The sequence below is a fragment of the Pseudomonas amygdali genome, from assembly GCF_002699855.1.
Classification (GTDB): Bacteria; Pseudomonadota; Gammaproteobacteria; order Pseudomonadales; family Pseudomonadaceae; genus Aquipseudomonas; species Aquipseudomonas amygdali.
In genome coordinates, this window is sequence record NZ_LKBW01000212.1 from 23,651 (window position 1) to 48,104 (window position 24,454).

At 57.8% G+C, this 24,454-nt stretch carries 23 protein-coding genes and 2 pseudogenes; 16 read left to right on the plus strand and 9 right to left on the minus strand.

Annotated elements, in window-relative coordinates:
• Positions 1–15: 15 nt before the first annotated feature.
• Positions 16–798, minus strand: a complete 783-nt coding sequence (gene rimA / locus AO277_RS14360) for a S6 modification regulatory phosphodiesterase RimA (protein WP_044318916.1) — start codon at positions 796–798, stop codon at positions 16–18.
• Between the two features lie 170 nt (positions 799–968).
• Between rimA and AO277_RS14365 the strand changes: the two genes are divergently transcribed.
• From AO277_RS14365 to AO277_RS14375, 3 genes are all read left to right on the plus strand, one after another.
• The gene (locus AO277_RS14365; RefSeq protein ID WP_002555828.1) at positions 969–1,376 is read left to right on the plus strand and encodes an RNA-binding S4 domain-containing protein; all 408 of its coding nucleotides are present in this window, start codon (positions 969–971) and stop codon (positions 1,374–1,376) included.
• A gap of 171 nt (positions 1,377–1,547) precedes the next feature.
• Positions 1,548–2,450: an Hsp33 family molecular chaperone HslO gene (gene hslO, locus AO277_RS14370; RefSeq protein WP_044318917.1), complete on the plus strand. Its 903-nt coding sequence runs from the start codon at positions 1,548–1,550 to the stop codon at positions 2,448–2,450.
• 179 nt (positions 2,451–2,629) lie between these two features.
• A complete protein-coding gene (locus AO277_RS14375) occupies positions 2,630–4,174 on the plus strand; it encodes a phosphoenolpyruvate carboxykinase (RefSeq protein ID WP_044318918.1) in 1,545 nt (514 codons plus the stop codon).
• Between the two features lie 145 nt (positions 4,175–4,319).
• On the opposite strand, the pseudogene AO277_RS14380 reads toward AO277_RS14375, so the two are convergent.
• The 3 genes and pseudogenes from AO277_RS14380 to AO277_RS14390 form a co-directional block, all read right to left on the minus strand.
• Positions 4,320–4,514: pseudogene (locus AO277_RS14380) on the minus strand (T6SS amidase immunity protein Tai4 family protein); the annotation flags it as partial.
• 45 nt (positions 4,515–4,559) lie between these two features.
• On the minus strand, positions 4,560–5,012 hold the full coding sequence (locus tag AO277_RS14385; protein ID WP_180273447.1) for a hypothetical protein: 453 nt from the start codon (positions 5,010–5,012) through the stop codon (positions 4,560–4,562).
• On the minus strand, positions 4,988–6,292 hold the full coding sequence (locus AO277_RS14390) for a DUF6402 family protein (protein ID WP_099259040.1): 1,305 nt from the start codon (positions 6,290–6,292) through the stop codon (positions 4,988–4,990). Before AO277_RS14390 ends, AO277_RS14385 begins: the two co-directional genes overlap by 25 nt.
• Positions 6,293–6,833: 541 nt before the next feature.
• Here AO277_RS14390 and AO277_RS14395 point away from each other — a divergent pair.
• Positions 6,834–7,335, plus strand: a pseudogene (locus AO277_RS14395) (GNAT family N-acetyltransferase).
• Positions 7,336–7,350: 15 nt separating this feature from the next.
• Here the strand turns inward: AO277_RS14395 and AO277_RS14400 are convergent.
• From AO277_RS14400 to AO277_RS14425, 5 genes are all read right to left on the minus strand, one after another.
• Entirely contained in the window at positions 7,351–7,923 is a 573-nt protein-coding gene (locus tag AO277_RS14400) for a hypothetical protein (protein ID WP_044319379.1), read from the minus strand.
• A gap of 138 nt (positions 7,924–8,061) precedes the next feature.
• Entirely contained in the window at positions 8,062–8,769 is a 708-nt protein-coding gene (locus AO277_RS14405; protein ID WP_044319376.1) for a hypothetical protein, read from the minus strand.
• A gap of 128 nt (positions 8,770–8,897) precedes the next feature.
• Complete coding sequence (locus AO277_RS14410; RefSeq protein WP_044319375.1) at positions 8,898–9,347, minus strand: hypothetical protein; 450 nt, start codon at positions 9,345–9,347, stop codon at positions 8,898–8,900.
• A gap of 448 nt (positions 9,348–9,795) precedes the next feature.
• Positions 9,796–10,509: a cupin domain-containing protein gene (locus tag AO277_RS14415; RefSeq protein WP_044319374.1), complete on the minus strand. Its 714-nt coding sequence runs from the start codon at positions 10,507–10,509 to the stop codon at positions 9,796–9,798.
• A 300-nt stretch (positions 10,510–10,809) separates the two neighbouring features.
• The gene (locus AO277_RS14425; protein ID WP_044319373.1) at positions 10,810–11,667 is read right to left on the minus strand and encodes a GNAT family N-acetyltransferase; all 858 of its coding nucleotides are present in this window, start codon (positions 11,665–11,667) and stop codon (positions 10,810–10,812) included.
• On the opposite strand from AO277_RS14425, the gene AO277_RS28560 reads away from it, so the two are divergent.
• The 12 genes from AO277_RS28560 to AO277_RS14485 all read left to right on the plus strand — a co-directional run.
• Positions 11,599–12,090 (plus strand): hypothetical protein, encoded by a 492-nt coding sequence (locus tag AO277_RS28560; RefSeq protein ID WP_169748175.1) that lies wholly within the window; start codon positions 11,599–11,601, stop codon positions 12,088–12,090. The two genes, AO277_RS14425 and AO277_RS28560, sit on opposite strands and share 69 nt — an antisense overlap.
• A gap of 110 nt (positions 12,091–12,200) precedes the next feature.
• Positions 12,201–12,869, plus strand: a complete 669-nt coding sequence (locus AO277_RS14435) for a haloacid dehalogenase type II (RefSeq protein ID WP_044319372.1) — start codon at positions 12,201–12,203, stop codon at positions 12,867–12,869.
• Positions 12,870–12,935: 66 nt separating this feature from the next.
• Positions 12,936–14,210: an NAD(P)/FAD-dependent oxidoreductase gene (locus tag AO277_RS14440; protein WP_044319371.1), complete on the plus strand. Its 1,275-nt coding sequence runs from the start codon at positions 12,936–12,938 to the stop codon at positions 14,208–14,210.
• A gap of 90 nt (positions 14,211–14,300) precedes the next feature.
• Positions 14,301–15,938 carry an ABC transporter substrate-binding protein gene (locus AO277_RS14445; protein WP_044319370.1) on the plus strand — a complete coding sequence of 546 codons (1,638 nt, stop codon included), beginning with the start codon at positions 14,301–14,303 and terminating at the stop codon, positions 15,936–15,938.
• Between the two features lie 31 nt (positions 15,939–15,969).
• Positions 15,970–16,926 (plus strand): ABC transporter permease, encoded by a 957-nt coding sequence (locus AO277_RS14450; protein ID WP_044319369.1) that lies wholly within the window; start codon positions 15,970–15,972, stop codon positions 16,924–16,926.
• Entirely contained in the window at positions 16,923–17,801 is an 879-nt protein-coding gene (locus AO277_RS14455; protein WP_044319368.1) for an ABC transporter permease, read from the plus strand. Before AO277_RS14450 ends, AO277_RS14455 begins: the two co-directional genes overlap by 4 nt.
• A 2-nt stretch (positions 17,802–17,803) precedes the next feature.
• Entirely contained in the window at positions 17,804–19,645 is a 1,842-nt protein-coding gene (locus AO277_RS14460) for an ABC transporter ATP-binding protein (protein WP_044319367.1), read from the plus strand.
• Positions 19,642–19,953, plus strand: coding sequence for a (2Fe-2S)-binding protein (locus AO277_RS14465; protein WP_044319366.1), 312 nt, complete (start codon positions 19,642–19,644; stop codon positions 19,951–19,953). The genes AO277_RS14460 and AO277_RS14465 overlap by 4 nt, the downstream gene beginning before the upstream one ends.
• A complete protein-coding gene (locus AO277_RS14470; protein WP_044319365.1) occupies positions 19,932–21,341 on the plus strand; it encodes an FAD/NAD(P)-dependent oxidoreductase in 1,410 nt (469 codons plus the stop codon). Before AO277_RS14465 ends, AO277_RS14470 begins: the two co-directional genes overlap by 22 nt.
• The gene (locus AO277_RS14475) at positions 21,338–22,492 is read left to right on the plus strand and encodes an NAD(P)/FAD-dependent oxidoreductase (protein ID WP_044319364.1); all 1,155 of its coding nucleotides are present in this window, start codon (positions 21,338–21,340) and stop codon (positions 22,490–22,492) included. Before AO277_RS14470 ends, AO277_RS14475 begins: the two co-directional genes overlap by 4 nt.
• Positions 22,489–23,646 carry an acetylornithine deacetylase gene (gene argE / locus AO277_RS14480; RefSeq protein ID WP_002555952.1) on the plus strand — a complete coding sequence of 386 codons (1,158 nt, stop codon included), beginning with the start codon at positions 22,489–22,491 and terminating at the stop codon, positions 23,644–23,646. Before AO277_RS14475 ends, argE begins: the two co-directional genes overlap by 4 nt.
• A gap of 114 nt (positions 23,647–23,760) precedes the next feature.
• Positions 23,761–24,454: aldehyde dehydrogenase family protein (locus AO277_RS14485; RefSeq protein ID WP_257214231.1), on the plus strand; the 694-nt coding region annotated here is incomplete at its 3' end.

Below are 24,454 nucleotides of genomic sequence, written 5' to 3' on the forward strand. Positions count from 1 at the left end.
GCAATTCCGTATGTCTCAAGACTTCTGCCAGACGTCAGGTGCTATCTGCGCCAGGGCTTTGAATGCAGGTTTGGCGAACAGATAGCCCTGCATCAGGAAAATGCCGCAATCGGCGAGAAAGTCCCGCTCCTCAACCTGCTCTATACCTTCGGCAATGAGCTTAATCCCCAAGTCCGAACACATTGTGACAACACCCCGAACAATAGCCTGACGCGCGCGATCACGATGAATGTCGCGAATCAGGTTCATGTCGAGCTTTATCAGGTCTGGCTGAAAGTCCGCGAGCAGCGTCAGCCCGGAATACCCGGCACCGAAATCATCGATGGCGGTCATGAAGCCGAACTCGCGATACTCGCGCAGAATATTGCACAAGTGCCCGTTGTTATCCACATGCTCGCTTTCGATTGTTTCGAAAATCAAACGCTCGACAGGAAAGTCATGCTGCCTGGCGGCCTCCAGCGTGCTGCGGATACACAGCTCGGGACGATACACGGCGTTGGGCAAAAAGTTGATCGATAAACGCTCGTTCATGCCCAGTTTCGCGGCACCGGCGATGGCGGTGGTCCGACACGCCTGATCGAAGCGGTAGCGGTTCTGGTCGTTGACCTGACTCAGAACGGACATCGCACCTTCGCCATTGGGGCCACGAACCAGCGCCTCGTGAGCGAAAATCGACTGGTCGTGAAGGTTCACGATCGGTTGATACGCGTAGTCAAACGAGAAATCCAGTTCCGGACTGCCCGTGCATCCCGCGCACCCTTTTCTGGGGGCGGTCAACGAAGTTGGAAAATCTGTCACGTCGCGCTCCATGTAGGGGTCGGGCAATGAAAAGGGGAATAGCTGTTTTTGACAAGCAAGGATCGGTTACTTCATGTTCGTGTGGGTGTGTACACATCAGGCGAGCGACGCAGTCGCGTTTCCTGATGAGCCCGATAACGTTCAGACTGCTGCACTGATGAGGAATTCAAATGGCGCAAAAGCCGGAAGAAGATGACAAGGTCCGTCTGGATAAATGGCTGTGGGCCGCACGTTTTTTCAAAACACGCGCATTGGCCAAAGCAGCTATCGAAAGCGGCAAGGTGCACTGTCGCGGCGAACGTTGCAAGCCCGGCAAGGAGCCTCGTCCAGGCGACGAGTTTCAGATTCGCATGGGCTTCGATGAGCGCACGATAGTGGTCGAGGCGTTGTCCACCGTTCGCCGGGGTGCGCCTGAGGCGCAGACGCTGTATAGCGAGACACCCGACAGCATCGCCAAAAGAGAAAGCGCGGCCGCTCAGCGCAAGGCTGGCAACCTGGGTGTAACTACCGACGGAAAGCCCACCAAGAAGCAACGCCGGGAGCTTTTTGGTTTCCGTGCCAGCCACAACAACGACTGAAAACAGCGCATGGCGGCTCCGGCGATCAGCCCGAACGGCCAACCCGCTTGGAAGCGCACCGGATAGCTCCTAAAATGCCGGTCAATCCGCATGGCCACGGCGCTTTCGAGTGCCGGACGGTGCTTGCTCAGCCGCGTGCCATCCAATGTCATTACTTCAGATACCTTCCCTATGCATGATTTACCGGACACCGATTTCACCCAGCGCTTCATCTTCGACGAAAGCGACGTTCGTGGAGAGCTGGTAGCCCTTGAACGCAGTTATGCCGAAGTACTCGCCAAGCACCCGTACCCGGAGCCGGTCGCGCAGTTGCTGGGAGAACTGATGGCTGCCGCCGCTCTGCTGGTCGGCACCCTCAAGTTCGACGGACTGCTGATTTTGCAGGCGCGCTCCAGCGGCGCTGTACCGCTGCTGATGGTCGAATGCTCCAGCGAACGCGAGCTGCGCGGCATCGCCCGCTATGACGAAACGCTCATCACGCCAGCCGCTGGCCTGCAGGACCTGATGCCTGACGGTTCGCTGGCATTGACTGTCGACCCGCACAAGGGCAAGCGCTATCAGGGCATTGTGGCGCTGGATGGCGTCGACCTGTCGGAAAGCCTCTCTAACTACTTCGTGATGTCCGAGCAGTTGGGCACCCGTTTCTGGCTCAAGGCTGACGGTCATCGCGCCCGCGGCCTGCTGCTGCAGCAACTGCCTGCCGCACAGATCACCGACCCGGAAGAGCGCGATGCCAGCTGGGAACATGTCATTACCCTCGCCAGCACCCTGACTGCCGAAGAAATGCTCGGCCTGGACAACCAGACCATTTTGCATCGCCTGTATCACGAAGACCCAGTGCGCCTGTTCGACGCCCAGCCAATCTGTTTTCGCTGCAGTTGCTCGCGCGAGCGCTCGGCCAACGCACTGGTCAGTCTTGGCCTGGAGGACGCGCAGCAACTGGTCATCGAGCACAACGGCAGCATCGAGATCGACTGTCAGTTCTGCAACGAGCGCTACCTGTTCGATGCCACTGACGTTGCACAGCTGTTTGCTGGCGGCGGTGTCGATTCGCCATCTGACACGCTCCATTGATCAACGCGTAAAGTCCCTCAGAATACGGTATGGGCCCTTGTAATGCTGTTCTGACAGGAGGGTCCTACCATTTCTGGGCATTTCTGGCATAATCCAGCCCACTTTTACGCTGTAGTAGTGGTTGTTTTTTTACTACAAAACCGTTTGGAGCACTCGGCTACAGGCCGACGGGGAACCTCATGACGCAAATCAACAACGCTGTGCACACCGATCTGAGCACCGACGAACTGGTCAAGGAAGCCCTTGCCCGTAACGAAGGCGTACTTTCCGACACTGGCGCACTGGTTGTGGAGACAGGCCATCGTACTGGCCGTTCGCCGGTCGATCGTTTCATTGTTGAAGAGCCGAGCACCCAGGACGCCATCGCCTGGGGCCCGATCAACCGCAAGTTTCCGGCCGAGAAATTCGACGCCTTGTGGAACCGTGTCGGTGCATACCTGGCCGAGCGCGAGCGCTTCGTTTCCCACGTTCATGTAGGCTCCGATCCTGCGCACTACCTGCCCGTCAAGATGACCACCGAAACTGCGTGGCACAACCTGTTCGGCCGTTGTCTGTTCATCAACCCTGAACAGTACAACCCGGCTGGCAAGGACGAGTGGGAAATCCAGAACGCGCCATGGTTCGTCTGCGACCCTGAGCGTGACGGCACCAACTCCGATGGCACCGTCATCATCAACTTCGCCGCGCGCAAGGTACTCATCGCAGGCATGCGTTATGCCGGCGAAATGAAGAAAGCCATGTTCTCGGTACAGAACTTCCTGCTGCCAGCTTCGGACGTGCTGCCGATGCACTGCGCCGCCAACATGGGCAAAGAGGGCGATGTAACCCTGTTCTTCGGCCTGTCCGGCACCGGCAAGACCACCCTGTCCGCCGATGAAAGCCGTTACCTGATCGGTGACGACGAGCACGGCTGGGGCGAAGGTGTGGTGTTCAACATCGAAGGCGGTTGCTATGCCAAGTGCATCGACCTGTCCGAGAAGAACGAGCCGGTCATCTGGAAAGCCATTCAGCACGGCGCCGTACTGGAAAACGTCGTACTTGACCCGGTCACCAAAAAAGCCGACTACGCCGACAGCAGCCTGACCCAGAACAGCCGTGCGGCCTACCCGCGTGAACTGATCGAAAAACGCGCACCGAAAAACCTCGGCGGCGAGCCAAACGCCGTGATCTTCCTGACCTGCGACCTGACCGGCGTCCTGCCACCAGTGTCGATCCTCAGTGAAGAACAGGCTGCCTACCACTTCCTGTCGGGTTACACCGCACTGGTCGGTTCGACCGAAATGGGTTCGGGTTCGGGCATCAAGTCCACCTTCTCCACCTGCTTCGGCGCCCCGTTCTTCCCGCGTCCGGCTGGCGAATACGCTGAACTGCTGATCAAGCGCATCCGCGGCTTCAAATCCAAGGTCTACCTGGTCAACACCGGCTGGACCGGCGGTGGCTACGGCGTCGGCAAGCGCTTCAACATCCCGACCACCCGTGGCGTGATCGCAGCCATCCAGAGCGGCGCACTGATCGGTGCAGAAACCGAGCACCTGGACACCATCAACCTCGACGTACCGAAATCGGTACCCGGCGTCGACACCGGCCTGCTCAACCCACGCAACACCTGGGCTGACAAAGCGGCCTACGACGAAGCCGCCAAGGCCCTGGCTGGCCTGTTCGTGGAGAACTTCAAGAAGTTCGACGTGAGCGACGCCATCAAGGCTGCGGGTCCGAAGTTGTAATTAGCGTCCTCTAAAAAAACCGCCTTCATCAGGCGGTTTTTTTTGGTCCTGGAATTGAGTACTTGATGTAGAACCGTTCAGATTGCGACTCGACGATTGAATGGCGTCCGCACAACCTCCGTGTAAATATCAGCGTTGGCATCAGTCATTTATTATCTTGCCTGTAGGTATGGCCCGGCTTTATTACAAACTTCTTTACCAGAGCATTGAGTTCTTTACCGGGGTAGAGATCAAGGCACTTCAATAAATAAAACTTTACGCCCTTTACTTCAGAGTCAATCAGAGGGCTCGTATAGTCTCTGGCTAAATCCTTATCAATGAGCGTTTCCACTGCATCAGGGCTTCTCTAATATCCGTAATAAGCCCATTCGTATGAGGACCAAAATTATAGGGGAAGCCTTGCCCGAATCCACTCCAAGCGTGTAGGAGGCATAGTGATTGCGTGATCTTTCTGCTCCTTGTCGTCTTGATAGGTAACACTGCTTTCAGAAAACTTAAGCGGCTCATGTCCGGGCTGGCCGTCCCAAAAGATCCTATAGTATCTCCTGGCTAACAGCTCGCCTTGATCGTCGAAGATAGTCAGCCGGACCCTCTCCATGCCATCGCCATTAAAAAGACTGTTGTTGAGTCCGGCTCCGCAAATATTTATTATAAATTTCTCATTGTCGAAGTTTTTTGTGCCTCCTTTTAATTCTTTAGTGTGATTGTAGCTCTGGCAGTCAGTATTGTCTAGCACGTTAAATGCAGTGGAGTAAATAACCAAAGCAATAAATATAAAAACAAAGAAGAAAAAAGACCAGAGGTACATTTTTCTTACATGGGCTCTGAGGGTTTGCATAATGTATCCAGCTTTATGATAATAGGCTTTTTTAGTTTATGTATTTCAGGTCTGCTGTAAATCATAAAATCGCCACCCCGACCATGCTTCTCTCTCCACTCACTATAAGAGCTATTGTACACAGGCCAGTAAACATCTTTCTCCATAAATTTTCTGACAATACCTGTTCTTTTATCTACTGGCTTGTCAATCTGCCCGCCAGGCAAATAGTCCCAATTGATTTTAGTTTCAGTTATAGGGGTACTACCCATATTAGTATGAATTTTCTTACCGTCAACAAGATCACTGACAACGGCAGAGTAGGAAAGAATCATGTCATTTTTGTTCCAGTGCCCTAGATATTGACTATTGCCATCATTTTTGTCGTTAAAGGAATAGTTATCTTTCAGGTAGGTATATACACTAGTAATGGTCGCCGTAGCTTCAGCGCAAAAAGTTTTGGTTCTGGCTGTATCGTCATATCTGTAAAATTTTTCCACAGCAACTTCAACCCTGCCAATAGCAGCATAGATATTAAAATTTCCTAGCGTGGCAGTGAGATCAGTTAAACTCATGCCGTCAAGAGTGTTACTTGTTGATATTGCCTGAAACTGAATTTGCCAGTCAATATGAAACTGCCTGATATCCCCTATCCAAGGAGACGTATCAAAGGAAAGATTTGCTGCCGAACTAGAATCATCGAATTTATTTTTTACATGCTTGAGGATTTTTTGTTTAGCACCTGCAATTGCTTTTTCAGAATGAATTTTTTCTTCAATTAATTCATTAAATTTTTCTGCTACGCTTCCATACTTAAAAGCCCATTTTAATGTCACTGTTGTGTCATCAATGGGTTGAACTGAATTGGGTTGATCATTGTAGATATGCTTAGGGCTAGCGAACCACCGTTTGGCGATCTTGGCAGCTGTCGGCCAACCTATTTTGTCCATGGCCAAAGGAATATCCTGAAGATCAAACTCTGGAAGCTTTTCCTTATCTTCCGCATCGCGCTCTAGCGTATAGGGCTTTGAGGGTTTGGTTTCCCCGGAGGATGGTTTATTATTTTTAACTTCAGTAAGCGATCTCTTACCTCCCGCTTCTGTTTGTTGCGCCATACGTTGCTCTTTACTGCGCTCTGTGGGCTTTAAGACTACTTGACCAGGCGCGCAACGATTATAGGAGATTTTTTGCGGAGTATTGATGGGGACAGCCCCCTCTAGGCCATAATTTTCTTTCCATACTTTGCCACGAAAAATAGACCGTTTCATCGTGTAGTAAGGTATTTTCTTTACTTCAGCCATAAACCCGTTCCTTGGTAAAACAATAAAATCCCAAATCCGCTCAGGACCTCTCGCGCAGCGGCAGAACTGCCGGAGCAACGTAATGCAGATCTGCATTGTTTAGCCTGTGTAGCCAAACCGTCAATTTCGCTGCGCACCGGAGTATCGATTCTCTCTCTCCATGTGACTCGATTAACATCGTGAGCCCGCACGTCCGCGACGTTTGACCACATGATGGATGGCCTAGCCTGTGCCGTTCATGCGTCGAAAAATCTGCTCATATGGCTATTGCTTCGGCCACAGCGCATTAGGCCAGTGATCAGCTCAATCGCGGCGGTCGGGAGTTGTCCACGGCCGGGGTTGGAGGGGCAAGACTGAATGCCTGATTCAACGGCAACCGTCGTAACTGCGAGGTCGCCGGAGCCATGTTGTAATTAAACATCTCCGTGTCCGTCCCCACATACGGACCCCGTAAATGCTCATGTAAACGCCTCGACTTGTCGGGGCGTTTGCTTGTCTGGAATACTCATTTCCATTTGTGACGATGGCAAGGAGGTGGTTTGTGACAGCGACCGGAATTCAGGTACGTCGTTTTGTGCCGAACGATGAGCAAGGTGTGTCGGCATTGATCCTGCCCATCCAGCGTGAAGAATTCGGTATCCCCATCACCGCCGAGGATCAGCCTGATCTGAAGGCGATCCCCACGTTTTACCAGATCGGCACAGGTGATTTCTGGGTCGCGGTGCAAGGTGATCACGTCGTCGGCAGCATCGCGCTCAAGGACATCGGCTCAGGGCAGGCAGCGCTGCGCAAGATGTTCGTTGCCGCGCCGTTTCGCGGCAAAGAGTTCTCGATTGCAGCCAGGCTGCTGGACCGTTTGATCGAAGAGTCGACTCGCAAAGGCGTGACCGAAGTGTTTCTGGGTACAACCGACAAATTTCTCGCCGCACATAGATAATGAGAAGCACGGTTTCCAGGAGATCGCAAAAGAGGATCTGCCTGCGAGCTTTCCGCTAATTGCGGTGGACAGCAAGTTCTACGTGCTGGGTCTGAACCCTGAGTAAAGCTGTGGCCGCAGCTCAGCCCAACGGATTAAACCCGCTCGCCGCACTGCAATAGCGTTGGCGAGTGGCGGATTCAGCGAGACGCTTGCACTGCTCCTTGAAATACACCTTGGCACCCTTGCGACACTCCCGGTATTCGATTGAGCCTCTACGCCAGTTACGGCACACGCTGGTGCCGTCGATTTGAGCATCTGTAACGATCCATTCAGCGTGATAGGTGCGCTTCCTGTCCCACTGCCACACAACGGCCGACTCAACGAATTGCGCCGCTGCGAGCCTTGGCTGCGGCCTTTGCTGTTGTGCCTTGTAGTGGCTCATGTAGCTCGCAGACACCATGCCCTGTGCGGTTGAATTTCGAACTGTCTCTTGGCCTTTGCCAAATCGACAGGTAGCGACTGTTTCGTCGATGAGATTATCCGGTCCCATGCACTCAGACAGCGTTTGGGGGCGGCCCGGCGTCTCGTGTAGTGGTAGCGGAGCAACGGCTGAAGCGTCGGCATCGACGAAAGCAGAAGATAGCGCAGGCGCGGCATCGATTGTTTTCGGCAAATGCCGGTAATGAAACAGGCCGTAAGCGCACAGCCCCATCAGTAAAAGCACCATCAATAGATAGTGCTGGAACGTCGGAGCACTCCTTGATTTGCGGCGCTGAGCGCGCGCAATTGTGTCTTCCTCGTCGACACTCAAGTTTTCGGAAGCGTTACGGCGATTCTTCATGTCTTGCAATCAAGCCTCCTGAATATCTGACTGGCTTTTCCGCGCGTTGAAAATGTCCATGGCCGAGCTGTCGTCCGATGTGATGAGCGCGGCGTAATTGGCGGGGTATTGTGCTTTTTCTATGGGTGGCAGCTGGTCGTAGTGGGCGAGAAGCATGACCAGTGTTTGAGTACTTTTGCCGGTTTCGTTGTATTCGTCGGTATACCTTTGGCATATGGCCCTTTTCCATACTTGCTCTTGAGAGTAGTTTTCGGAGTACGCGGCATTTCTTTCGTTTATTGTGAAGTCGCCACCCTCGTCATAAATAATCAACCTCAGTTGATCCTGAGATAAACCCGCGAATGGGTTTTTTCCTGCCCCGTTGTTGAACGAAGTCGCTTGCATGGCTCTTTCGAGCAATGCAGGGTCGTCCGTATCCGGAATCTCTGCGTCGTGCAGTTTTCTACTGGCGTAATAGCTGTTGCCTGCAACTTTATCACTAATTTTTTTTGCCAAGGCCCCCAGGTTTTTGAAGTCAAGACTGCTGTCGCGGGCTTGGGCTCGTGCTGCGCTGCTACTTAATTGAGTGGACAATGTCGAGAAGGTGGCGCCGTCAGGGGTAGGCCCAGAATCAAGTTCTTTAAGGCTGGAGTTTAAAGGCGTGGCGAAGGTGCTTTCCTCGACAGCTGTTAGTGCGGTTTTATGGGTGAGGTGTTTGAGGGATATTGTATCAATCATGCAGCGTCCTCGCGGCAGAGGCCAATCCGTGGCTTTATATTCACTCTTTGTATCGGCCCAGCCAGACACCGCTTTAGTTTTCCGCTGAAAAGCGTGCGTATCAAAATGCGACACGCACGCTCCGGGGCTTATTTCATGGTGAACTCAGCAGCCCACGCGTAGGTGGAGAGATTGGTAGCACGAGACGTCGCCGTGCAGGTAGCGCCGCCTTCAGAATTTGCAGCCCGGTTCCATTTCGGCACCTTGGCCCCGCCTGCACCGGGAAGTTTTATGAAGGTGGTCGAGAATACGCAAACCTTGGAACCCATGACGTAGCGAACACTGGCGTAGCTGGTATCCGGTGATAGAGTGCTTTGCATCGAGTAAGTATCTGAACCTCCCGGGGGGACTGCAGAGTTAATCGGTGATTTAGCATTCAGCCGGGCAGAGATCTCATTACGCGTAACGGGTTTATACTCCGCCACCTCGGAGCCCAGGTTTTTAAATGTAACAGTAACTGCTGGTCCCGCTTGCGCAGTAACGCTGGTGCACAGTGTTGCAAAAGCAAGGGAGGCCAATAAGGTCTTGTCGTTTTTCATAGGGAATAGTCCTTGAGTAAATGAGTAACTTCAAAGCGTTTTAAATAAGATAAAAGCACGACGAAACGGGGCAACGGTCGTTCGTGCCCATATGGATCGTTCAGCTTATAGAGTGTCACGGAGGGATAGGCAGGGCGTACGCATAGTGAATGCGTCGGTCAGATAAAGTACCTCCAGTCAATATAATAAATAAGAGTTAAAGCGATGCATGAAGCGTATCGCTATCTTGCCGTGTCCATCAGGAGCAAATTTTACTTGCTGACATTCGTTGTTGTTTTTTAACACAGGCGACACGAAAGGCAAGTAGGAAACTTCTGATTCTTGGCGCATTGGCAAAAGATATTTTTTATTCTTGTCTTTTAGCGCTGCACTGGATTAACTGCGCTAGCGAGAGCTAAGCGTGTAAGTATGTTGCGCCCTACAAGGCTGAAGGGCGCAATAACTATCTTCACGTCACTGCATAAAACTTGCGCACATACCCCGTGCTGGTCCATTTGCAGGGCGCGCCCTGGGCGACGAATACGGTATCGCCGGTATTCACAGTCAGGCTCTGGCCATTTTCCAGGCTCAACACTACGCTGCCTTCGATCAGGTTCATCAGCTCATGGATTTTGTGCGGGCGCGAGATACGCTCGTAGGGTGTGGAGTCCCAGACGCCGATGCGCAAAGTGCTTGCGGTGTCTTCAAACAGGTTGTTGCTGCGGCACTGCGGCAGCGCGCTGATCATGATCGCCGGGTCTGGCGGTGAGGACGGTGTGAGCATGGCGAGGCGGTCCAGAGCGGTAATACCGGGTTTGTCGGGGCCATTGGCCTGAGTGGATACGCAGAACGCCCAGAGGCTGTCCGGTTGCGCTTCGATACGTACTTGCGTGCCACGACCGATCACGGCACTTTCGCCGGTGCTGATGGTGATGCTGCCGGTGCCAGAGGTCAGCGTGACGCTGCCGCGATGTATCACCAGCATTTCGGTGTAGGGGTAGGCCTCTATCGAGAGTGCCGTACCCAATTCAACGATGCCAGCCGCAATACCCTGTTCATCGACAAATGCCGTGCGGCGGCCACTGTCGAACGGGTCATGCGCATCAATGGGGCCGGTGGTGAATTCGGTATCTACCGGGCTGAGGTCAGCGCGGGCCAATAGCAGGACTGTGGGGTGGGGCATTGGGTTGGGCTCCTGGATGAGAATTTATGATTCATCGATGATCGTTCCAACGCGGTGCGCTTGGCGTTATACCCAACTCTTGTGGGAGCGGACCGGGCGACGCTTCGCTCGTTCGCGAAAGGGCCGGTACATTCTTCGAAAATATATCGCCTGAATTACCGTCTTCGCGAACAAGTTCGCTCCCACTGTAGGTTTCTGCCCAGCCTGCCACTGCGGTTTCAGCCGCGCTTTTAGAGCTCATCCGCACTTTTGTGTAACGCTGAGCGCAGAGCATTGGCACGATGATGTTCTTCCGGGCGATCAGCCGATCGCCTGGGTAATCAGCGCAAACTGGCGCACGCCCTGGCGGGCTTGCGGAACTGCGCCCATGCTCATGCAGGTCACGCTGTCGACACGCTTGAGGCCGGCTTCGTCCAGCCAGTCGGCCAGGCCGCAGTCGGTCGGGATGTCGATGCGTACAAATGCGTAGGGCACTTTGGCCAGCAGTTGCTTGATCATGTGGCGGGCCTGTTCCACCGTCTGGGCGACGACAGGGCCGATGCACAGGCCACGGCCGAAAGGACGCAACAGGGCAAAAGCCTGCAACTGGCCATCGCGTTCGATGCCGACTGCGTGCTCAAGGTTATTCAGCACATCGCCCAGCGTTGCCGAACGGTCCATGCCCGAACCGGCGTTGGCCAGTTCCAGCACACGAGCGTGGTCAGCCTCGCTCAGCGCACGACTGCTTTCCTGTGCTTCCAATGCGGTTGTGTCAGGCAGTTGTGCCTGCCCCTGACGCTGTTGAACCTCACCAAAACTGACGAAGCCCATTTTCTCGTACAGCGGTGCGCCAGCAAGTGTTGCATTGAGGATGGCGGTGCGTGGCGGCACGCAGCCGATAGCAAGCTCCATCAATCTGCGGCCAATGCCCTTGCCTTGATAGTCGTCGCTGACAATCACCAGACCAATCGTGGAAAACTCGCCCTGATGGCAGGCAAAGGCACTGCCGATCAAGCGACCGTTGTGTACTGCAACAAAGCCTTTGGCGACCCGTTGCAGCATGGCCCAGTCTTCCAGTCGATGCGGCCACTTCAGGGCAATGGATAACTCATGAGCGTTACCGACATCGGCTGCGGTCATGGGGCGAAATTCAAAGTCGAGGCGTTGCTGAGCGAGCATGACGTGTCTCCGTCCAGAAGGATGCACCGGCAAATAAAAGGCTGCGGCAGGCTTGCTGTATCCCATCTGCTGCGGGCGCTGACAAGAGGCCTGCAAGCATTCGGCAGATTCCACAAACCGCCGTTCTCCAGACCACAGTTACTGCTTAAATCGGGTGGGCACCCGGCAGCAAATGCTTGTGGTTTTTCTTCGGTTTCAGGCTCTTTATATAGCCGCCGGAATTTGCTGCTCGCAGATCACTGGCGCGGCGCAGTTTCTGCGGTGCAAACCCGCGTGTTTGAGCCCGAGCGCCCTGAAAAGGGTCAAAAAAGCGCCAAAAACGGGGGCTGCCCAAGGCTGGAGCGCCCCGCAAAGTCTGCTGAGCGCGCACCTCAAAACGGTGGTTTCTATCAAGCAGCCATCACTTTTAACGCCATATGCTGATTTCACGGTGTTGTAATGAGGTTGTGCTGCAGCGTGCATCACCGCCCTTGGAAATGAGGCCGGATTGCTCGTCATGCCATGACCTCAACGAACTTTCAGGACCGCACACAATGAGCTTTCTTCGACCAAAATTCATTACGTTCGACTGCTACGGCACGTTGACCAATTTCCACATGGGCACCATGACGCGCGAGCTCTTCGCCGACCGCGTACCGGCCGAACAGATGGATCAATTCGTCAAGGATTTTTCGGCGTATCGTCTGGATCAGGTCATGGGTGACTGGATGCCGTACGACGAAATTCTCAAGGTTGCACTGGCTCGCACCTGCAAGCGCTGGAACGTTGAATACCGCGAAGAAGGCCAGCTGTATTACGACGCCGTGCCGACCTGGGGCCCACACGCCGATGTGCCCGCCGGTCTGTCGAAAATCGCCGACATGATCCCGTTGGTGATTTTCTCCAACGCCAGCGACAGCCAAATCATGTCCAACGTCGAAAAGCTCGGCGCGCCGTTCCACAAGGTGTTCACCGCTGACCAGGCCAAGGTCTACAAGCCACGTCTGGCTGCGTTCGAGTTCATGCTCGACAACCTGGGTTGCGGCCCGGAAGACATCTTGCATGTGTCTTCAAGCTTCCGTTACGACCTGTTTTCCGCACACGACATGAAAATCAAGAACAAGGCATTCGTGGCTCGCGGTCATGAACAGCCAGCCAACAGTTTCTACGAATACCACCAGATCCCGGACATTGGCGGGCTGGCCGGGCTGGTCGGCCTCTAAACCGGACAACTCGCGCAACACCGGCATTTTTCAAGGTGCTCTTCTATGAGTGACAAGGGGAACAGAATGCGCAGTGAGTCTTACTGGCTCGATACGGCTCCAGACTTTACCGGCGCGCAGGACGGCGCAGTGGAGGGGCAGGCAGACGTTGTGGTGGTCGGTGGCGGTTTCACCGGTCTTGCGGCGGCGCGTGCATTGGCCTTGAAAGGTGCCAGCGTGGTGGTTCTGGAAGCTGGCCGGGTGATCGGCGAAGCGTCGGGCCGCAACGGCGGACAGTGCAATACCGGCGTGGCTCAGGACTACGCGTCATTGAGCGCGACCCTGGGGGCCGATCAGGCGCGCGAGTATTACCAGGCTTATGAAAGTGCGGTGCAGAGCGTGGTCACGGTGGTCGAGCAGGAAAACATCGCCTGCGACATCAAGCGTAACGGCAAGCTCAAGCTGGCGGCCAAGCCAGGACATTACGAAGGACTGGCGCGTACCTGCGAGCTGATTCGTCGTGAGGTGGATGCCGACGTAGAGTTGCTGTCCGCAGAGGACGTGCGCGGCGAAATCGATTCAAACGAATTCCACGGCGGCCTTTTGCAGCGCAACGGTGTGCAGATGCACGTTGGCCGTTTCGGCCTGGGCCTGGCCGATGCGGCTGTGCGCAACGGCGCAAAGGTGTATCAGGGTGCCACGGTGAAGGACTGGAAAGCCAACCGTGGCGGCTTCGTAGTCAACACCTCGAAAGGCTCTATTCAGGCCGGGCAGGTGTTACTGGCGACCGGTGCCTGCCAGCACGGCGGGTTGGGCTGGTATCGCCGACGCATCGTGCCGGTTGGCAGTTTCGTCATCGTTACCGAAGTGTTGCCGCAAGCGCTGATTGACCAGCTGTTTCCCAACCAGCGCGCTTACGTGACCAGCCGTTTGATCGGCAACTATTTCCGTCTTACCCCGGACAACCGCCTGCTGTTCGGCGGGCGGGCACGCTTCGCCATGTCCAATAGCAGTTCCGATGCCAAGAGCGGCAAGGTGCTGCAAGCGGCGATGGTGCAGATGTTTCCGCAACTGGCGCACGTCAAGGTCGACTACTGCTGGGGCGGACTGGTGGACATGACGTCCGACCGCCTGCCGCGTGCAGGCGAACACAATGGCGTCTTCTACTCGATGGGCTACAGCGGCCATGGTGTGCAGATGTCGGTGCACATGGGGCGGGTGATGGCTGAGGTCATGGAAGGCAAGGCGTTGGCCAATCCCTGGAAAGACCTGAACTGGCCAGCCATTCCCGGCCACTTCGGCAAGCCGTGGTTTCTGCCGCTGGTAGGCGCGTATTACAGCTATCAGGACAGTCGCCACTGAGTTTTTGTTTAACCGTCGTGTGTGCTTGAAGGACGCTCCGGCCAACCGTGAGCAACTCGGAATTTCCCCTTTTCGACAGGTAGAACTGATATGGCTGACAAAAAAACCGACTCCCAGCTGATCACAGGCCAAGACAGCCTGCGTGTTTTCGAAGGTCTCAATCGTGGTCTGTCGCGGCGCGATGCGCTGCGTATGCTGGGTGTTGCAGGTGTGGTTGCGGCGGGCTCCACCAGCCTGTTCGGTGCAGCGGGCAAGGTTTTTGCCGATGACGCCGATGCGCCTGTCAAAGGCAAGCCAGGCGGGCGCATTCGTGTGGCGGGCATGTCCAGCTCCACCGCTGACACGCTTGATCCGGCCAAAGGCGCGCTGTCTACCGACTACGTTCGCCATTTCATGTTCTACAACGGTCTGACCCGTTTCGACAGCCATCTGGTTCCGCACATGGAGCTGGCCGAAAAGATCGAAAGCGACAACGCCACGGTCTGGACCGTCACCCTGCGCCAGGGCGTGACCTTCCACAACGGCAAGGCATTGACCGCTGGCGACGTGGTGTTCTCCCTGTCGCGCCACAAGGACCCGGCCACCGGTTCGAAAGTCCTGCCGCTGATGGCGCAGTTTTCCGAGATCAAGGCCACCGGCCCGCTGGAAGTACAGATCACCCTCAGCTCGCCAAACGCCGAATTGCCATCGATCCTCGCGGTTTCGCACCTGCTGATCGTGCCCGAAGGCACCACTGATTTCAGCAAGGGCATCGGTACCGGCCCGTTCACCGTCAAGGAATTCAACCCTGGCGTGCGCTCGGTCAGTGCGCGCAACCCTAACTACTGGAAGCCAGGCCTGCCGTACCTGGACGAGATCGAATTCATTGCCATTGCCGACGAGCCGTCGCGGGTCAACGCGCTGCTGTCCGGCGACGTGCACATGATCAACGAGGTCAACCCGCGTTCGACCACACGCATCGCGGCCAGCGCCAAGCACCGCGTTGTGGATGCGCCGTCCGGCAACTACACCGACCTGATCATTCGCCAGGACCAGATGCCCGGCAAGAGCCCGGAATTCACCGAGGCCATGAAGTACCTGCTGGACCGTGAGCAGGTCAAATCGGCCGTGTTCCGTGGCTATGCCCGCGTCGGTAACGACCACCCGATTGCGCCCGGCTCGCGTTACTTCAACACTGACCTGCCGCAACGCGCCTATGACCCGGAAAAGGCCAAATTCCTGCTCAAGAAAGCCGGCATGGAAAAAATCACCATGGCCGTAGCGGCATCGCCTGCTGCGACCGGTTCGGTGGACATTGCCGTGCTGCTGCAACAGTCGGCCAAACAGGCCGGGCTGACGCTCAACGTCAACCGCCTGCCGAGCGATGGTTACTGGTCCAACCACTGGATGAAGCACCCGCTGAGCTTCGGCAACATCAACCCGCGACCGAACGCGGACGTGATCTTCTCGCAGTTCTTCCAGTCCTCGGCACCGTGGAACGAATCCGGCTGGAAAAACGATCAGTTCGACCAGTTGCTGCTGCTGGCCCGCGGGGAAACCGACGACGCCAAGCGCGCCAAAATGTACGGCGACATGCAGACCCTGGTAAGCCAGAACTGCGGCATCGGCATCCCCGTGTTCATCAGCAACATCGACGGCGTGGACAAGCGCGTTCAGGGCTATTCCAGCAACCCGCTGGGCGGCTTCATGGGCTACATGTTCAGCGAGCAGGTTTGGCTGGACGTGTAAATGCAACGCTGAACCGAGCAGGAGGATGCAGATGAATAGCAACACACTCTGGTTGATCGTGCAGCGCTTCGGCGCGGCGATCGTGACGTTGTTGATCGTTTCCATCGTGGTCTTCGCCATTACGGCGGTGTTGCCTGGAGACGCGGCACAACAGGCCCTTGGGCAATTCGCGACGCCTGAACAGGTCGCCGCATTGCGTACAAAGCTGGGCCTGGATCAGCCAGGTGTGGTGCGTTATCTGCATTGGTTGACCAACCTGCTCGGCGGCAACTTCGGTGAGTCGGTGTCCAACGCGATGCCGGTGTCCGAGCTGATTGCCGGGCGCTTTCCGAAAACCCTGATGCTGTCGGCAACCACCGCGCTGGTCTCGGTACCGCTAGCGCTGGCACTGGGCATTGGCGCAGCGATGTACCGCGGCAGCCGCCTTGATGGGGCGCTGAGTTTCATCACGCTGACCCTGGTGGCGGTGCCCGAATTTCTGGTGGCCACCCTGGCGTTGCTGATTTTCGCCGTCAACCTGGGCTGGCTATCGGCGTTGTCGTATGGCGGTGACGTCAGCTCGCCGTGGCAATTCATGCGCACTTACGCGTTGCCGGTGATGACGCTGTGCTGCGTGATCGTGGCGCAAATGGCGCGCATGACCCGCGCTGCGGTTATCGACCAACTGGACAGCCCGTATGTGGAAATGGCCCGCCTCAAGGGCGTCAGCCCGGTGCGTATCGTACTGCGCCACGCCTTGCCCAATGCTATCGGGCCGATCGTCAACGCGGTGGCGCTGAGCCTTTCCTACCTGCTGGGCGGCGTGGTCATCGTTGAAACCATCTTCAACTACCCCGGCATCGCCAGCCTGATGGTCGATGCTGTAACCAACCGTGACATGGCGTTGGTTCAAGGCTGCACCATGCTGTTCTGCTCCGCTTACCTGGGTCTGGTGCTGATGGCCGACCTGTGTGCAATTCTTTCCAATCCGAGGCTGAGAACCCAATGACTCAATTCATTGCGAAATCGACGCCTGAAGCGCCGGCACCGGTGCTACGCAAAAAAGCGTCCCGCCCCACCTCATGGCTTGGCTTGCTGGGCGCAACGGTGTGCTTCATCTGGCTGATGGTTGCGCTGTTCGGCCCTTGGCTCGCGCCGCATGCTGTTGGCGAAGTGGTTTCCGACAACATGTTTGAAAACATGAGCGCGCTTTATCCGTTCGGCACCGATTACCTGGGCCGCGACATGCTCAGCCGCGTGCTGGTCGGTGCGCGCTTCACCGTCGGTCTGGCATTGATTTCTGCCGTGCTGGCCAGCGGCATCGGCACGCTTTGCGCACTGTTGTCAGTGGTCGCGCCAAAATGGCTGGACGAAATCATCAGTCGCCTGATGGACGCGTTCATCTCAATCCCCAGCAAAATGCTGGCGCTGATCATGGTGTCGGCGTTCGGCTCCTCCGAGGTGCTGCTGATCTGTACGGCGGTATTGAGCTACACGCCGGGAGCGTTTCGTATCGCGCGCAGCCTGGCGGTGAATATCGAGGCGCTGGAATACGTGCAAGTGGCGCGCACGCGGGGTGAGGGTCGTATCTACATTGCCTGCCGGGAAATTCTGCCGAACATGCTCAACCCGGTCATGACCGACCTGGGGCTGCGTTTTGGCTTCATCGTGTTACTGCTCAGCGGCATGAGCTTTCTGGGGCTTGGTGTGCAGCCGCCCGATGCCGACCTTGGCTCGCAGGTACGCGAGAACATCGGCGGACTGAGTCAAGGCGCGCCTGCCATCGTGATCCCTGCGCTGGCCATCGGCACGCTGACCATCGGTGTCAACCTGTTCATCGACCGACTCGCCTCACGGCGCGGTCGCCGCTCGGGAGGGCATTGAAAATGAGCCAGTTGATTCGTGTGCAAGACCTGCGCGTGGTTGCCGATGGCGATCAGGGCGAGCTGAAAATCGTCAAAGGCGTCAGCTTCGCGCTGGAAAAAGGCGAAGTGCTGGCGTTGATCGGCGAGTCCGGCTCGGGCAAGACGACTATTGCGCTGGCCCTGTTGGGGTATGCCCGACGCGGCTGCAAACTGGCCGACGGTGTGGTTCAGGTGGGCGAGCACGACATGCTCAGCCTGCCCGAAAGCCAGTTGCAGGGCCTGCGCGGCAACCGTGTTTCCTACATCGCGCAAAGTGCCGCGGCGGCTTTCAACCCGGCCAAAAAACTTATTGATCAGGTTATCGAAGGCGCGCTGATTCATGGTCTGGGCAGCCGTGCAGACCTGCAAGCCAAGGCCGTAGAACTGTTCCGCGACCTGGCCTTGCCCAACCCGGAAAGCATCGGCCAGCGTTACCCGCATCAGGTTTCGGGCGGTCAGTTGCAGCGCGTGATGGCGGCCATGGCGCTGATCAGCGACCCGTTGCTGGTGATCCTCGACGAGCCGACCACGGCGCTGGACGTCACCACGCAGATCGACGTGCTGCGCGCCTTCAAGCGGGTGGTGCGCGAGCGCGGTGCGACGGCGGTCTATGTCTCCCACGACCTTGCCGTCGTGGCGCAGATGGCTGATCAGATCGTGGTGCTCAATGGCGGGCGGATTATCGAGCAGAGCAGCACTGCGGCGCTGCTCAAAGGCCCGGAAGACGCCTACACCCGCAGCCTGCTGGCAGCGGCGCGGCCCGACAAAGTACTGAAACCGGCCAGCGAGGTGGTCAAGGACAGCACCTTGCTGACCATCAGGGGCCTGACTGCTGGCTACGGCAAAAAGAACCTGCAAGGCATGCCGATGATTCGCGTGCTGGAAGACATCGACCTGACCATTCGCCGTGGCCAGGCCATTGGCGTGATCGGCGAGTCCGGTTCGGGCAAGTCGCCCCTGGCCCGTGTGGTCGCCGGTCTTCTGGACCCGGCGCACGGCAGCCTGACATTCGACGGTGCCGACTTGTCCGGCACCTTGGCAGGACGCACCGAAGAGCAGTTTCGGCGCATCCAGATGGTGTTCCAGAACGCCGACACCGCGCTCAACCCGATGCACAGCATCAGCGCAATTCTGGCGCGCCCGCTGAAGATGTATTTCGACCTGAAGGGCAAAGCCCTGCGCGATCGCATTGACGAACTGATGGACCTGGTGCGCCTGCCCCGTGAACTGGCAGAGCGGCGCCCCAACGAACTGTCGGGTGGCCAGAAACAACGCGTCAACCTGGCCCGCGCGCTGGCGGCCAAGCCGGACCTGATCCTCTGTGATGAAGTGACCTCGGCGCTGGATACCGTGGTGGGCGCGTGCATCCTTGAACTGCTCGGCGAACTGCGCCGCAAGCTGGGGGTTTACTACCTGTTCATCAGCCATGACATTTCCACCGTCCGCGCGCTGTGCGACGACATTGTGGTGATGTACAGCGGCCACAAGGTCGAAGAGGGCAGCCGCGAAGCGTTCAGCCGTGTGCCATTCCATCCGTACACCGACCTGCTGGTGCACTCAGTGCCAGAACTGCGTCAGGGCTGGCTGGAAACCTGTGGTGTGACCAGCGGCAAGCTGCCACCCATCAGCGCCCCGGCCAACAACCCCGAGCTGTGCACCTTTCTCAACCGTTGCCCGGCCCGTGTCGAAGGCCTGTGCAACAAGACTGCCCCGAGCCGTCGCATGATCGCAGGCGGCAGCGAAATCCTCTGCCATCGCGACAGCGACGAGCTGCAGACCGTGCAAGAAAACCTTAATCCTGTGACCGTGGGAGCCTACGCATGAGTGGCCGTTTTGTGAGACTGGGCGAACGTGATCGCCCGGTTGTGAGCCTGATGGTCGATGGCGCGCCCATAGAAGCATTGCAGGGCGACACCTTGATGGTGGCGTTGCTGACCCGCAAAGCCACGCTGCGCCAGTCCGAGTTCGACTCCGGACGTCGTGCCGGTTTTTGCCTGATGGGCGCCTGTCAGGATTGCTGGGTCTGGACCCGCAACGGCGAGCGCCTGCGCGCCTGCTCCAACGAGGTCCGCGAAGGACTCGATATCGTCACCACCCAACCGGAGGCGAAATGGCCACTTCTTCACGGTTAGACGTTCAGAACCCTGCCAGCCCGAGAGTCGTCATCATTGGCGCTGGCCCGGCAGGCACCCGTTGCGCCGAAACCTTGCTGGCGGCGGGCATCAAGCCGATTCTGATCGACGAAAACCGGCGCGACGGCGGGCAGATCTATCGCCGTCAGCCAGAAGGCTTCAAGCGCGATTATTCAGCGTTGTATGGCACTGAAGCCGCCAAGGCACGTGACCTGCACGAAAGCTTTGACCGCCTGCGCGCACAAATCGACTATCGCCCCGACACACTGGCCTGGAACCTCACGCATGGCGAGCTGTGCTGTGCCGGCCAGGGCGTGCATACCGTGGTGGAATACGACGCACTGATCCTGTGTGCCGGGGCCACCGACCGGCTGATGCCGATCAAGGGCTGGCAACTGGCAGGCACCTACAGCCTGGGCGGCTCAAAGATCGCGCTCAAGTCGCAGTCGGTGTCCATCGGCAGTCGCGTGGTGTTCATGGGCAGCGGACCGTTGCTTTACCTGGTCGCCAGCCAGTACGTCAAAGCCGGTGCCGATGTGGCCGCCGTGCTCGACACCTCGCCATTCAGCAAGCGCATCGGCGCGATGCCCAAATTGCTCGCGCGCCCTGGCTTGCTGTTCAACGGCATGAAGCTGCTGGCCCAGTTGTACAGCGCCAAAGTGCCGGTGCACCTGGGCGTGCAGCCCGAAGAAATTATCGGCAGCGAGCAGGACGGTGTGACCGGCGTGCGCGTGAAGCTCGCCAACGGTAACTCGCTGACCGTCGATTGCGATGCATTGGCGCTGGGTTATCACCTGCGCCCGGAAACTCAACTGGCTGACCTGGCCGGATGCCAACTGCGTTTCGACGACGCGTCCGGGCAATGGGTGCTGGCGGTCGACGAAGACGGTCGCACCTCGGCGAACGGCGTTTATGCAGCGGGCGACGGCGCAAAAATCCGTGGTGCCGATGCTGCCGAACAGGCAGGGCGATTGGCGGCGATGGCGTTGCTGGACGATCTTGGCCGGCCTGTGGATAACTCGCGCCGCGAAGAAGTGCGTAAGAATCTGCAGGTCATGGACCGCTTCCGTGTCGGGCTGACCGAAGCGTTTCCCTGGCCTGCTGCCCAGGCAGCTGCGTTGCCCGATGAAGCGATTGTCTGCCGCTGCGAGATGATCAGCGCCGGTGAATTGCGCGGCGTGGTGCGTGAAAAAGGCGCATGCGAAGTCAACCGCGCCAAGGCTTTCAGTCGCGTTGGCATGGGCCGTTGCCAAGGCCGTTATTGCTCGCAGGCCGGTGCCGAAGTAATCGCTGCCCAAGCCGGTGTGCCGGTCGAGCAGGTCGGTCGTCAGCGCGGGCAGGCACCGGTCAAACCGCTGTCGATGCTGGTGGACGAGGTGGCCTCATGAAACAACCGAAAGTGGATGTGCTGATTGTCGGTGGCGGCTTCATGGGCTCGGCATCGGCGTTCTTTCTGCGTCAGCGCGGCAAGTCGGTGACCCTGCTGGAGCGCGACGTGATCGGCCAGTACGCCAGCGGCGTCAACTTCGGCAACGTGCGGCGCCAAGGCCGGCACCTCGGTCAGCTGGAACTGGCCAACCGCTCCAGAGCACTGTGGCAGCGGTTGCCTGAGCTGATCGGCGAAGACCTGGAGTTTCTGCCCAGCGGGCACATGCGCGTCTGCTATCGCGAGGATGAAATCGCTGAGCTGGAAGCTTACGCAGCGGCCCCTGAGGCCCGTGAGCTGGACCTGAAAATCTATAGCGCCAAGGCACTGCACGAGCGTTTCGGGTTTCTCGGGCCGGACGTAAAGGGCGGCTCCTACGCGCCGCACGATGGCCACGCCAACCCACGTCTGGCTGCACCGGCTTTTGCGCGCGCAGCGATTCGTGCCGGGGCGCGCATCGAAGAGCGTACCGAAGTGGCGCATGTGGAAAAGGTCGGTAACGAATTTGAAGTCACCACCACTGACGGGCGCATTTTCACTGCCGATCAATTATTGATCACCGCAGGTGCCTGGGGGCAAAAACTCTCCGCGCAGTTTGGCGAGCCCGTACCGCTGGAAACCAATGGCCCGCAGATGGCTGTGACCGAACCGGTGCCTTATGCGCTGCCGACCGTCATCGGCGTGTTCACCAAAATCCCTCACGAAGTGATCTACTTTCGGCAGATCGCACGTGGCAACATCGTCATCGGCGGTGGTTTTCGCAGCAAGCCGGACATGGTCAACCGCCGCGCCTACGTCGAGCCGCGCAGCATCATTAATCAGGTGCAGCAGATGCTTCGGCTGTTGCCCGGTGTCGGCAACCTGAACATCATCCGCGTGTGGAGCGGCATTGAAGGCTACACGCCGGACTCGCTGCCAGTGATGGGCCGCAGCGGTAAGGTCGATGGCCTGTTCTATGCATTTGCCTTCTGCGGTCACGGCTTCCAGCTCGGTCCGGGCGTGGGCGACGTGATGGCTGAACTGATCAGCACCGGTAAGACCAGCACCTCGATCAGCCCGTTCGACATTCGCCGTTTTGAAATCGTTACCGAACAAGCGAGTAAAGCCTCATGAGCCCCCGCGCCCTGGAAATTCTCAAACGCCTGATCGCCTTCGACACCGTGTCGTCGGAGCCGAACATGGCACTGATCGAATACGTCCGTGAACTGCTGGCCAGCAAGGGCATCGAGTCGTTGATCGTCAAGGACGAGACCGGCAAGAAGGCCAACCTGTTCGCCAGCACCGGCCCGCGTGATGTACCCGGCGTGCTGCTGTCCGGCCACACCGACGTGGTTCCTGCGGCCGGTCAGGCGTGGACGATGCCGCCCTTTCAGGCCACCCTGCGTGACGGGCGTATCTACGGCCGTGGCACCTGCGACATGAAGGGTTTCATTGCCCTGGCCATCGACGCGATGCTCGATGCCGCGGACATGACCCTGATCCGTCCGCTGCAACTGGCGCTGTCCCACGATGAAGAGATCGGCTGTGTCGGCGTGAGACGGCTGCTGGATGTGTTGCATCTGGCACCGGTGCGCCCGTTCCTGTGCGTGGTTGGCGAGCCGACCCTGATGCAGTTCGCTGTCGGTCACAAGGGCAAGGCGTCCTATCGCACCTTCTGTCGAGGCCAGGAGGCACATTCCTCGCTGGCCCCAAGAGCGGTCAACGCGATTCACCTGGCCAGCGATTTCATCGCCGAGCTGCGCAATAGCCAGAAACGGATCGAGCAACAAGGCGCGCGTGACGAGGGTTACGACATCCCTTACAGCACCGTGCACATCGGCCGTATCGATGGCGGCAAGGCGCTGAACATTGTGCCCAACCTTTGCACCATGGAATTCGAGTACCGCAACCTGCCGGGCGACAATCCCGACGCGCTGCTGGAGCAACTGCGCGAGCGCGCCGAAGTGCTGGTACGCGAAGCGAAACAATTGTCGGGCGTGGCCGCTATCGAAATCGAAGTGATGAACGAATACCCGGCACTGGAGACTCATCCGAGCGTTGAAGCAGTGCGCATGCTGCATGCATTTGCCGAACCGGGCACACAGCACATCAAGGTCTCCTATGGCACTGAAGGCGGCCTGTTCGCCGGGCGGCTCAACGTGCCGGTGGTGGTGTGCGGGCCAGGCTCCATCGAGCAGGCACACAAGCCGGACGAGTTTATCGAGGAGAGCCAGATGAACGCGGGCGAGCGCTTTTTGCAAAGCCTGCTGGGTTCGTTGAAGCAGTAGAGGCTGCCGTCCGAGGGCAAATTTCAGCATCGGACGCTGCCGTTATCCTGCTTTCAGCATCCTGGACTGCGGCGCCTGCCTAGACTGGCAGGTATCCCGAAACAGGACTCGACCATGCTCAAGAATCAGTTGAAAGACCCCAGCCTGCTGGTAGACCGCGCCTACGTCGATGGGCAATGGATCAGCGCTGACGATGGTGCAACGCTGACCATCAGCGACCCGGCGACCGGCGAAACGATCGCGCAGGTTCCGGCCCTGAATGGCCCTGAAACCCGTCGCGCCATCGAAGCTGCGAATCGTGCCTGGCCCGCCTGGCGTGCACGTCCCGCTGCCGAGCGCGCGGGCCTGCTGGAGCGCTGGCATCAGGCGATGCTCGACAACGTCGAAGACCTGGCGCTGATCATGACCCTTGAGCAGGGCAAGCCGCTGAACGAATCTCGCGGCGAGATCCGCTATGGCGCGAGCTTCGTCAAATGGTTCGCTGAAGAGGCGCGCCGCTCCTACGGCGAAACCATCCCCGCGCCCAGCGCAGACCGTCGTTTGATGACCCTCAAGCAGCCGGTGGGTGTGTGCGCCGCAATCACCCCGTGGAATTTTCCCAACGCAATGATCACCCGCAAGTGCGCGCCAGCCTTGGCTGCCGGGTGCCCGATCATCGTCAAGCCATCGGACCTCACGCCTTTGTCGGCGCTGGCGCTGGCGGTATTGGCCGAATGGTATGACCCCCGAAGGTTGGACGCAACCTTTGGAGGCGTCATGGGTAAATATACAGTGCAGGCAAAACTCGCAGCCGTGAAAGAATATTGTG